At 64.1% G+C, this 10,363-nt stretch carries 9 protein-coding genes; 7 read left to right on the plus strand and 2 right to left on the minus strand.

Annotated features, from left to right (window positions below; translation table 11 throughout):
• The 6 genes from ACILRA_RS13570 to scpB all read left to right on the plus strand — a co-directional run.
• Window positions 1-881: deoxyguanosinetriphosphate triphosphohydrolase family protein (locus tag ACILRA_RS13570; RefSeq protein ID WP_395662630.1), on the plus strand; the 881-nt coding region annotated here is incomplete at its 5' end.
• A gap of 40 nt (window positions 882-921) precedes the next feature.
• Window positions 922-2,658: an arginine--tRNA ligase gene (argS, locus tag ACILRA_RS13575; protein WP_395662631.1), complete on the plus strand. Its 1,737-nt coding sequence runs from the start codon at window positions 922-924 to the stop codon at window positions 2,656-2,658.
• A gap of 93 nt (window positions 2,659-2,751) precedes the next feature.
• On the plus strand, window positions 2,752-5,022 hold the full coding sequence (locus ACILRA_RS13580) for an SPOR domain-containing protein (RefSeq protein WP_395662632.1): 2,271 nt from the start codon (window positions 2,752-2,754) through the stop codon (window positions 5,020-5,022).
• 13 nt (window positions 5,023-5,035) lie between these two features.
• A complete protein-coding gene (nagZ, locus tag ACILRA_RS13585) occupies window positions 5,036-6,058 on the plus strand; it encodes a beta-N-acetylhexosaminidase (protein ID WP_395662633.1) in 1,023 nt (340 codons plus the stop codon).
• An 84-nt stretch (window positions 6,059-6,142) separates the two neighbouring features.
• Window positions 6,143-6,982 (plus strand): segregation and condensation protein A, encoded by an 840-nt coding sequence (locus ACILRA_RS13590; protein ID WP_395662634.1) that lies wholly within the window; start codon window positions 6,143-6,145, stop codon window positions 6,980-6,982.
• A gap of 34 nt (window positions 6,983-7,016) precedes the next feature.
• Window positions 7,017-7,805: an SMC-Scp complex subunit ScpB gene (scpB, locus tag ACILRA_RS13595; RefSeq protein WP_395662638.1), complete on the plus strand. Its 789-nt coding sequence runs from the start codon at window positions 7,017-7,019 to the stop codon at window positions 7,803-7,805.
• 252 nt (window positions 7,806-8,057) lie between these two features.
• On the opposite strand, the gene ACILRA_RS13600 is transcribed toward scpB, so the two are convergent.
• Window positions 8,058-8,633, minus strand: a complete 576-nt coding sequence (locus ACILRA_RS13600) for a PliI family lysozyme inhibitor of I-type lysozyme (RefSeq protein ID WP_395662635.1) — start codon at window positions 8,631-8,633, stop codon at window positions 8,058-8,060.
• A 180-nt stretch (window positions 8,634-8,813) separates the two neighbouring features.
• Window positions 8,814-9,152, minus strand: coding sequence for a YcgJ family protein (locus ACILRA_RS13605; RefSeq protein WP_395662636.1), 339 nt, complete (start codon window positions 9,150-9,152; stop codon window positions 8,814-8,816).
• A gap of 202 nt (window positions 9,153-9,354) precedes the next feature.
• Here ACILRA_RS13605 and ACILRA_RS13610 point away from each other — a divergent pair, with 202 nt between their 5' ends.
• The gene (locus ACILRA_RS13610) at window positions 9,355-9,894 is read left to right on the plus strand and encodes a multiprotein-bridging factor 1 family protein (protein WP_395662637.1); all 540 of its coding nucleotides are present in this window, start codon (window positions 9,355-9,357) and stop codon (window positions 9,892-9,894) included.
• The last annotated feature ends 469 nt before the right edge of the window (window positions 9,895-10,363 follow it).

The raw sequence follows: 10,363 nt of genomic DNA on the forward strand, positions 1-10,363 counted from the left end.
ATGCCGGCGAGCGGGAGCTCGATCTTCTGATGCGGCCTTTCGGAGGCTTCGACCACAATGCCCAGTCGCTCCGCATCCTGACGCGGCTCGAACAGCGCTATGCCACCTTTGACGGTTTGAACCTGACATGGGAAACGCTCGAGGGGCTGGTCAAGCACAACGGCCCGCTGGTGAACCGGGAAGGCGACCCCGTCGGCCGTTACCGTGAGCATGGCCTGCCCGAGGCGATCCTCGACTATGCCGCGTACCACGACCTTGAACTCCACTCCTACGCGTCCGCGGAAGCCCAGGTGGCGGCGATCTCGGACGATATCGCCTACAACGCCCATGACATTGACGATGGCCTGCGCGCTGGCCTTTTCGACCTGATCGACCTCGGTGACGTTCCGCTGGCGGGGGAGGCGCTGGCTGAGGTGGTGCGGCTTTACCCCGACCTTGAGCATGACCGCGCCGTGCACGAGACGGTGCGGCGGGTGATGTCAGCCATGATAACGGACGTCATCCGCGAGACCGGCGCCTGTGCGGCGCGGCTGAAACCCCAATCGGTTGCCGGCGTGCGCGGGTTGGAGGAGCCGCTCGTCAATTTCAGCCCGCCGATGGGAGACAGCAACCAAAAGCTGCAGTCATTTCTTAACAAAAGAATGTACCGTCATGAAAAAATTGAGGAAATCATGGACAGGGCGCGCCGCGTGGTGCGCGCGCTGTTCGATGCCTACATGAATGACCCCAAGCTTCTTCCGCAGAACTGGCGGGAGGAGGCCGACCTTGCGGACACCGCCCGCTATGCCCGCCAGGTGTGTGACTTCATCGCCGGCATGACGGACCGCTACGCGCTCGAGCAGTACAAGAGGCTGTTTGACCTCGATCCGCTTTTCCGCTAGGGGCAAGTCGTGGCGTGAGTTCAACGGTTTAACTGTCGACATGAACCTGTTTTCGGAGTTCCTCTCTGCAATCGGCGGCGCCGTGTCGGCAGTCGCGGCGGAGCAGGGCATGGCTGAACGGCCCGACCTGTCGCGGGTCACGGCCGAGCCGCCGCGCGACCCGGCACATGGCGACATCTCCACCAATGCGGCGATGGTTCTGAACAAGGCCTTCGGAAAACCGCCGCGCGTGCTGGCGGAGGCCATTGCCGCACAGATTGCAGGCCATCCGGACGTTGCCTCTGTCGAGATCGCAGGGCCTGGCTTCATCAATCTCAGGTTGAAGCCGTCGGTGTGGCCGCGTGTCCTGGCGAGCGTGCTGGCGCTCGGCGAGGGCTATGGCCGTTCCAACCTCGGCCAGGGCAGGAAAGCCAATGTCGAGTATGTGTCCGCCAATCCGACGGGACCGTTGCACGTCGGCCACGTCAGGGGCGCGGTGTTCGGCGATGCGCTGGCCCAGCTCCTCGTCGAGAGCGGCTTCGAAGTCACCCGCGAATATTACATCAATGATGCCGGCGCCCAGGTGGACGTGCTGGCCCGTTCCGCATACCTGCGCTACTGCGAGGCCCTGGGCGATGAGATCGGCGAGATTCCGGCGGGCCTCTACCCCGGCTCCTATCTGAAGCCCGTCGGGGCGGCGCTGGCCGGGGAATATGGCAGGCGCCTCAATCAGATGGTTGAATCGGACTGGTTGCCGCTGGTGCGCTCGCGCACCATGGAGATGATGATGGCGCTGATCCGCGAGGATCTGGCGCATCTCAACATCCGGCAGGAGGTGTTTTTCTCCGAGAAATCGCTCCATGAATCCGGCGAAGTGGCGGACGCGATTTCTGACCTCCGGGCGAGGGGGCATGTTTACCAGGGCACGCTGCCGCCGCCCAAGGGCGAGGTGCCCGAGGACTGGGAGGACCGCGAGCAGACCCTGTTCCGCGCCACCGCATTCGGAGACGACATCGACCGTCCGCTGCTCAAGTCAGACGGTTCCTACACCTATTTCGCCTCCGACGTGGCCTACAGCCGCAACAAGATCAGCCGTGGTTACAAGGAACTGATCTATGTGCTGGGCGCTGATCACGGCGGCTACGTGAAGCGGCTCGAGGCGGTGGCGGCCGCCCTGGCCGGAGAGGGCAGCGTGGACGTGATCGTCCGGCTTTGCCAGCTCGTGAAGCTGTACCGCGCCGGAGAACCCGTGCGCATGTCCAAGCGGTCTGGCGAATTCGTGACGCTGCGTGACGTGGTTGACGAGGTGGGCCCGGACGTCGTCCGCTTCATGATGCTGTTCCGCAAGAACGAGGCGCCGCTCGACTTCGACTTCGCAAAGGTGACCGAGCAGTCCAAGGACAACCCCGTCTTCTACGTTCAGTACGCCCATGCCCGGACCTGCTCGGTGATGCGCAATGCAGCAGAGGAAGGCTTTGCGCCCGCGGCGGCGCCGGACTTCTCGCTGCTGTCGGATGAGGCTGAACTTTCGATCGCCCGGCGCATCGCGGAGTTCCCGCGCCTGATCGAGGCGGCGGCCATCGCCCATGAGCCGCATCGGGTCGCCTTCTATCTTTTTGAGCTTGCAGGAGAATTCCATGCGCTTTGGAACAAGGGCAAAGACTCGCCGCAATTAAGATTTATTTTGAAAGATGATGTCAATCTGACCACAACACGTCTCGCCTTCCTGCGGGCGATTAGATATGTTCTGGCAAATGGCCTTCGGATCCTTGGGGTGAGGCCCGCCGAAGAGATGTAGAGGCGATAAGGTCATATGGATCAAAATTCAACCAACGGCTCAGAGCTGGACAAGCGAAACTGGCGTGAGCGCCTGGGAATAGGCGCAAAGGAAATGCCGAAGCTGTCCGACGAGTTCCGCGAGGCCTCCGCCGGGCCGGATGCGGGCTCGGCCCCTTCCAGGGCCCAGACGGTCACGTCGCCCGCGCCAATGGCGCCACGGGCGCCGAGGCCGTCTGCATCGGCTCCCGCGCCAGAGCCCAGACCGGCAGCAGCACCGCCGCCGCCGCAGCCCCGCGCCACACCCCGCACGCCTGACAATGCCGCGCAGGATGCCCTGGCCGACAAGCTGAGGGCGCAGCGCGTCGCAGCCGAGAAGCTGGCCGAGCAGCGTGTTCAGGCCGCGCGTGACCGTGCTGAAGGAAAGCCGGCCCAGGCCGACCCGCCCCCCGCTGCACAGCGCCCGAGCGCTGCAGCGCCGCGGACCCCGCCGCCGCCGCCGCCTCAGGCAACTCCCAAGGCGCGGGCAGCCGTGCCGCCGCCGCCTCCCGGTTCGCGCCCCAAGTTCAGTTTCGCCGATGATCCCGCCACGCCGCGTGACATGCGCGCAGCTGGCGACGCGGCCGCCTCCCGCCCGGGCTATTCGGGGGCAGCCGGCGCACCGCTCACACCGCCGCGCCCCGCGCTGGGTGCCGGACAACCACCTTTCCTGCGCCCTTCGGCCGCTGGTGTGGGCGCCCGCCCGCAGCCGCCCTACAGGCCGGTCGATCCATCGGCGAATTACGCGCCGCCGCCGCGTCTCCAGCCGCCGCCAGGCCGCCCGGGTTTCGGTGCGGATGCGCCGGCCGCCTATACCGCCGCCCGCAGTGCGCCGCGCCGTCCGCCCCCGGCGCTCGAGTCCTTTCCGCGCCCGTCTGAACAGCGTGAATATCCGGACGGCGATTTCGACGAGAGCCGCCAGCCGCCCCGGCTGGGGCGCCCGACACGTGCCCGCGCGCGTGACGACGAAGATGAGGTCTTCGAGGATGACGGCGGATCCCGCCAGCGGGCAAGCGCCAGGGATTACCAGGCGGCCTATGGCGATGGGGAGGATGCCTTTGCGGAAGACCAGCGCCGTTCCGGCGGGCCTTGGCTTCTGCTGCTTGGCCTGCTGGCCGCCGCCCTCGTCACTGGCGGTGTTGTCTGGTACTACAATTCCGGCATGAAGGATCTTGCTGTTCCGGGAATGGGCGCGGGTGACGTGCCGGTCGTCAGCGCTCCGCAAGATCCTGCCAAGGTTGCACCCGAAGAGCCCGCAGCGGGCGCGGAGCAGCCTGCAGCCCAGAAGAAGCAGATCTACGACCGCATCGTGGGCGATCAAGAGGTCCTGGGCGGCGGCCAGATCGAATCGACCGAGGAAATCCCGGTTCCGCCCGCAGCTGCACAGCCGGTGGGTGATGTTCCGGAGGCCAGCGGCGTGAACCCGATCCCGGTACCGGATGCTGCCACACAGGGCACCGGCGAGGGGCTGCCCTCCGTCGATGAGCCGCCACCACTGCCGCTGCCGCCTGCCGACCAGCAGGGCAACCTCGGCCGGTCTTCGACGGAGCGGATCGCGGCCACCGCCGCGCAGCTGGAGCAGGAGGCGAGTGCGGTGCCCTCGCTGCCTGTTCCGGAGCCACCCTCCACGACCGAGACAGCGAGCGTGGCGCCCCTGCCGCCGCCTCCGGAACCAGCCGCCAGCATTGCGGCTGTCGTTCCGGAGACGGCGCCGGCGGCACCGGCGGCGCAGCAGGCATCCGAGCCTGAGCAGCAGGCCGAGGCAGTGGAGCCTCCGCCGCCCCCGCCACCCAAGAAGAAACCCGCCGAAAAGAAGAAGCCTCCGGAGGAGAACCTCGGCGCGGTGCCGGTGGTTCTCGTGCCCCCTTCGAAGGATTTTCCGACGGGCACGGAGACCGCATCCAGCGAGCCTGCCGCTGTACCCGAAGTCGCAGCGCCACAAGCTGAGAAGAAGCCCCGCTCCATCATGGACCTGTTCCGCGGGTCGGGCAGCAATGAAGCCCCGGCGGCCGCGCCTGAAACACGCGTTGCCGCCGTTGAGCCGCCAAAGCCCTCGGCCCCGGCGCAGAGCGCGTCAGAATCCCAGCCCGCCGCGGGCTCAGGTTTCCTCGTTCAGCTTTCTTCCTTCCGCAGCGCAGCCGATGCGCAAAAGGAATATGCCCGTCTCAGCAGCCTTTATCCCAGCGTCGTCGGGAGCCTGCCGCAGCAGATCCGCGAGACGAGCGTGGGTGGCAGCACGCGCTACCAGCTGGGGCTGGGCCCTGTTTCCTCGCGCAGCGCCGCGACGCGGGTGTGCAGCGCGCTCATCACGGCGGGCGAGAGCGACTGCATCGTGCGCGGACGCTGACCCCGGACGTCCCATGGCGAACCCCATCGGCGCCTTCATTCTGGGTTGCAGCGGCACGGAACTGAGCCCCGGCGAAATCCAGTTCTTCCAACGCGCCAAACCCTTTGGCCTGATCCTCTTCCGCCGCAACTGCCAGTCGCCGGAGCAACTGAAGCGGCTGACGGATGAATTCCGGTCTGCCGTCGGGCGGCGCAACGCACCCGTCTTCGTTGACCAGGAAGGTGGCCGCGTGCAGCGGCTCGGGCCCCCCAGCAATGCCTGGCGGCAGTATCCCCCGGCGCGCGCCTATGGCGAGGCCTATGCGCGCGACCCGCTCACGGCCCTGCGCAGCGCCCGCAATGTCGGGCGATTGATGGCGGAGGACCTCATCGCCGCCGGCATTACCGCCAATTGCGTGCCGGTGCTGGACGTGCCGCAGCCCGGCGCGCATGAGGTCATCGGCAGCCGCGCCTATTCCGACCGTATCGAGCAGATCATGGCGCTGGCGCGTGCCCATGCGGCCGGTTTCGCGGACGGCGGCGTGCTGCCCGTCCTCAAGCACATTCCCGGACACGGGCGGGCGAAGGCCGACAGCCATCTGGAACTCCCCGTCGTCGATGCAAGCCGTGCCGATCTCGAAGCCATCGACTTTCCGCCTTTCGCAGCCTTCGCAGACGCGCCAATGGCGATGACGGCACATGTGGTCTACACCGCCCTCGACAAGGCGGTGCCGGCCACGCTTTCGCGGAAGGTGATCTCCGGCGTCATCCGCAAGCAGATCGGTTTCCGGGGGCTGCTGATGACAGACGATTTGTCCATGAAGGCCCTCTCGGGAAGCTATGCCGAAAAGACGCGCCTGGCGCTCGCGGCTGGCTGTGACCTGGTGCTGCACTGCAATGGCGTGATGGACCAGATGGAAGAGGTGGTGGCCGCCGCCGGGCCTCTCAGGGGCAAGGCGCTGAGCAGGGCGCGCACTGCCCTGAGGTCAGCCAGAAAGCCCCAGCTCTTCGACCGAAAGCAGGCGCTGAAGGATCTCGCTGCGCTGCTCGCCGGGTGAAACTGGGGATAAGTTGTGTCCCGAGGGCGAATCACCCACCATCCCTTGGTATCAGGGAGGTCACGGAACGAGGATGAGAATCGCGTGAGCGCCCCGCAGAACCAGCAGGACTTGATCGGAACACCGCCCGGGGCATGGCCCGACGGGGAGGCTCCGCTGCGCGCGCCTGTGGCCGAAGTGCCCGATGCCACGACGCTGATCGTGGAACTGGGCGGCTTCGAAGGCCCGCTCGACCTGCTCCTGGAACTTGCCCGGCACCACAAGGTTGACCTGAAGCAGATCTCCATCCTCAAGCTTGCAGAGCAGTATCTCGCCTTCATCGAGAAGGCGCGCCGCCTGCAGCTGGAAGTGGCAGCCGACTATCTGGTCATGGCGGCATGGCTCGCCTATCTGAAGTCGCGGCTGCTGATCCCCGCGCAGCCCGGCCAGGAGGAGCAGGAACCCGCTGATCTCGCTGCGCGTCTGGCCTTCCGGCTGCAGCGCCTGCAGGCCATGCGCACCGCCGCCGAGAACCTGATGAAGCGCAGCGTGCTGGGCCGCGACGTGTTCGCGCGCGGCGCGCCAGAGCCCCTGGTGATCGACCGGCGGCGTGAGTTCGGCGACAATCTCATCGACCTGCTCAAGGCCTATGCCGAGCGGCGCAAGAAGAAAATGGTGCATCAGGTCTATGTGCCGAAGCGTCATCCCACCTGGTCCATTAAGGAAGCCCGTAACGCGCTCGAGCGGCTCGTCGGCGTGATGGATGATTGGGGCACGTTTGACAGCTGGCTGGCCCAATATCTGGCCGAGCCGGGCATGCGCCGGTCGGTGACGGCCTCGAGTTTCACCGCAAGCCTGGAGCTTGCGCGCGAAGGCCTGCTGGAACTGAGGCAGGAGGGGCCCTTCCGCCCGATCTACCTCAAGCGGCGGGCACATGCGGCTTGAGCCGCCAAGACAGTAACGGAGTGAGAAGATGATCATGCAGACCCAGGCCGCCGCGGCGGAAGCCCCGCAGGACGTGGAAGAGGCGATCGTACATGAGGCCGAGGCAGCGGGTGAGCCCGCCGCCGTTGCGAGCATCACCCGCCACCCGCGTGCCGACCGCAACCAGCACCTGCGCATCGTCGAGGCTGTGCTGTTCGCCACCGCCGAGCCCGTCGATGCCGCGCACCTTGCGGGCTTCCTGCCGGAGGGCACCGACGTTGCGGGGCTTCTCGCCGACCTCCAGTCCAATTTCGCCAACCGCGGTGTGAACCTGGTTGAGGTGGCTGGCAAATGGCTGTTCCGCACCGCGGATGACCTCGGCTACATCCTCCGGCGTGAGACGGTGGAACAGAGAAAGCTTTCCAAGGCGGCGATGGAAACGCTCGCCATCATCGCCTACCACCAGCCCGTGACGCGCGCCGAGATCGAGGATATCCGCGGCGTTGCGATCTCCAAGGGAACCCTCGACCAGCTTCTCGAGATCGGCTGGGTCAGGATGCGCGGACGGCGCAAGACGCCGGGCCGCCCCGTCACCTATGGCACGACGGACGCCTTCCTGAGCCATTTCGGCCTGAACGAAGTGGCTGACCTGCCCGGCCTGCAGGAACTGAAGGGTGCAGGCCTCCTCGACGCCAACCTGCCGCCCGGCTTCGACATCCCCATCCCGCGGACCGGTGAGGAACTCACCGCGGACGAGGAACCGCTCGACGGCACGGAAGACCAGATCCCGCTCGAGATGCACCTGCCGGAGCAGTCCGGCACGCAGGATCCAAGCGCAGGATAGGCTGATCCGCCTTTCGCAGGCGCAGACTTCCCGCGTGCAGTTGAAGGGGCAGATGATCAATTGAGATCATCGCCCCCAAGTCTCGCCGTCATGCCAGCGAAAGCTGGCATCCAGCTTTTGCTGCAGCACACGCCGGGAAAAATCGGGACCCGAGTTTTTTGCTGGGGCGACGGAATGGATGAAGCGAGAATCTTGCAGTGATCTCGCTTGACCGTCCGATCGTCTGGAGGCCTTCTGCTTGTTTCCCGGCCGTCAGAATTCAGTGATATCCTTCAACTGCAGGACCCACCCAGCCTCGCCCGGTGTGAGCTTGTACTGAAGTTGACGTGTCTTTCCCGACGGTTCGGAATTCGCATCACCTTCCTTGTAGACCGGGAAGCGCCGTCCGAGGACGTTTTCGAGCACTGCGAACTCATCATGCCCCATATAGCCCTTGCTGGCCTTTGCATCGTCCGTGATCGGGGGGAGGTAGATTGGCGTCATGCTCTTGCCGTTGTTCACGGCGTAGGCGACCAGTGATCCGTAGCTGCCGCTTCCGGCGGATGTCACGTACACATAGACTTCCGGAAATCCATTGCCGTCGAGATCGCCGATCTCCGCATCCCTGACCGAGCCTTCGATTTCCGCGTCGGCGGGTGTGTTGTCTTCCGCAAGACCAGCCGGAGTGATCTTCAATTGATTGATCGATCCCTCGTTCGTTGCCTCGACAACGAAGGACAAGCCCTGAAGCTCCAAGGTCTTCTTGAACGGCTCGGCAGCCCATGTGCTGACGGGTGCCGCTGTCAGACACAGGCCGATAATGAGTGACGGTATGGTCGCCCTGATCATCTGATCCAAATCCTTCTTGTCAGTTTTTCCAAGGAGTGGGCAGCAGTCCAGGAGGACTGCTGCCGGTCGAGAGCATGATCGCCAAAAGTGGAAACCACTTTTGCGATAAGATCATGCTCAAAATGTTAGTCTTCCGCCAGTTTTTTTCGACCAGGTGATTCCACCTGGCCGGAACGCGCGCTAGTTGCCGAAGACCATCTTCTGGATCTTCTTGCTGGCCTTGTTGACCTTGCCATGCGTGGCGCAGGTCTGCGTTTCGACGGAGCACATGACGCCGTTCTGAAGAACGAATTCTGTCGTGTCGACTTCGCCAAGATTGCGGGCGGCTTCAGAGCCCATGTACTGGTCCGTCCACGACGCGGAAATGCCCGTGCCATCGGCACAGAAATTGGCTTCCCGATCACAGATCACGCCCTGTTCGGGTGAGAACACGCCATGGCCATACTCGACCTGTCCGGCAATGGCCGTGGCAGCCGTGAGGGTCAGGGCAGCGATGGAAAGGGGCATCAAAATACGCATCTGTTGTTCTCCAATTTTTGTCGCCACCCGCTTGATGGACGAGCGTATGTTTTTATACTGCGCTGCAGCTTGCACCTATGATCGCGATATGATTCCGGAGGGAGTTTTTGACGTGCCGATGTGCATTTGCGTGCGGTTTTACCCTCAAGAGTAGCAGGCTTGCCATGACAGTGTCATATCACTTGAAATCTGGACGTGCGCGATGAGCGATCATCCAGATGAAGGCCTGGGATACTGGTCAAGCCTCATCCAGTCGATTCGCCGGGCGCGAAACTGGAGCCAGGCCGTGTTCGCGAATGAGGTGAATTCAAACCAGGAAACGATCTCAAGATGGGAAAAGGGCACAGTCATTCCCTCCCTTCAGAAGCAGCAGCAGATCGAACACCTCGCGGAAACTGCGAACATCTCCTCGTTCAGTGGCTTCAAGAGTATCGTCAGGTTCAGTCCCTACCCAATGCTGCTCTGCGATGGGAACGACCATGTCATCGCTGCTTCAGGCGCCAGCGGTTTCGAGGAGGGACGCTCGGTGTTGTCCCAGACGCCAGCTTTTCAACATGCTTACTTTGAAGCGTTTACAGCCCAACTGAAGGCCGACGGCTTCTGGGAAAACTCCGGTCAGTCACGAAACTACCACTTCCGCAGCACAACACACGGCGACTTCGAGGCCGTGCTTGTCTCAGTCAGGATTCATGGATCCATATACTGCGTGGTGCAGGCGATCCCACCGGCTGCAAGGGCGTAGCGCGCAATCCGCGCCGGGCGATCAGCTGAGATCGACACCCAATTCTCACGGTCAAGTCCGAAAGTTGCTGTAAACTCGATTCAGCTCGATTGATGACGGCATGGTCACATTGACATTGTCACGACGTGGCGGACAAGGTCACTCTCCCTTCACTCCTTCGGTGAAAACGTCTCAGAACCGTCTTCTGCCGAGCCGGAGCGCCGGCTACCCACCTCAGACTTTACAGTTCTCTACGGACGTAACCCGGGGGGCTTCAATTCGGGAAGGGTCTTCGTGCGCTTCTGCAGGGTTCCCTGCGCACTGTCCGGGAGCCAGAAGTAGAGAGCCGCCACTTCCGGATAGTTAGAGCCTCGCACCCTCAAGTGAATCCGTATCCGGCTGCGGTGAAGTAGTTGGAGCATTCCTCTGGGGAGAAGAGCTTGCAGATGCTGCCAATGGCCCTCCAAAGCTCATCGATGGTTCTGGCGGC

This window comes from Aestuariivirga sp. (genome assembly GCF_044239095.1).
GTDB lineage: Bacteria > Pseudomonadota > Alphaproteobacteria > Rhizobiales > Aestuariivirgaceae > Aestuariivirga.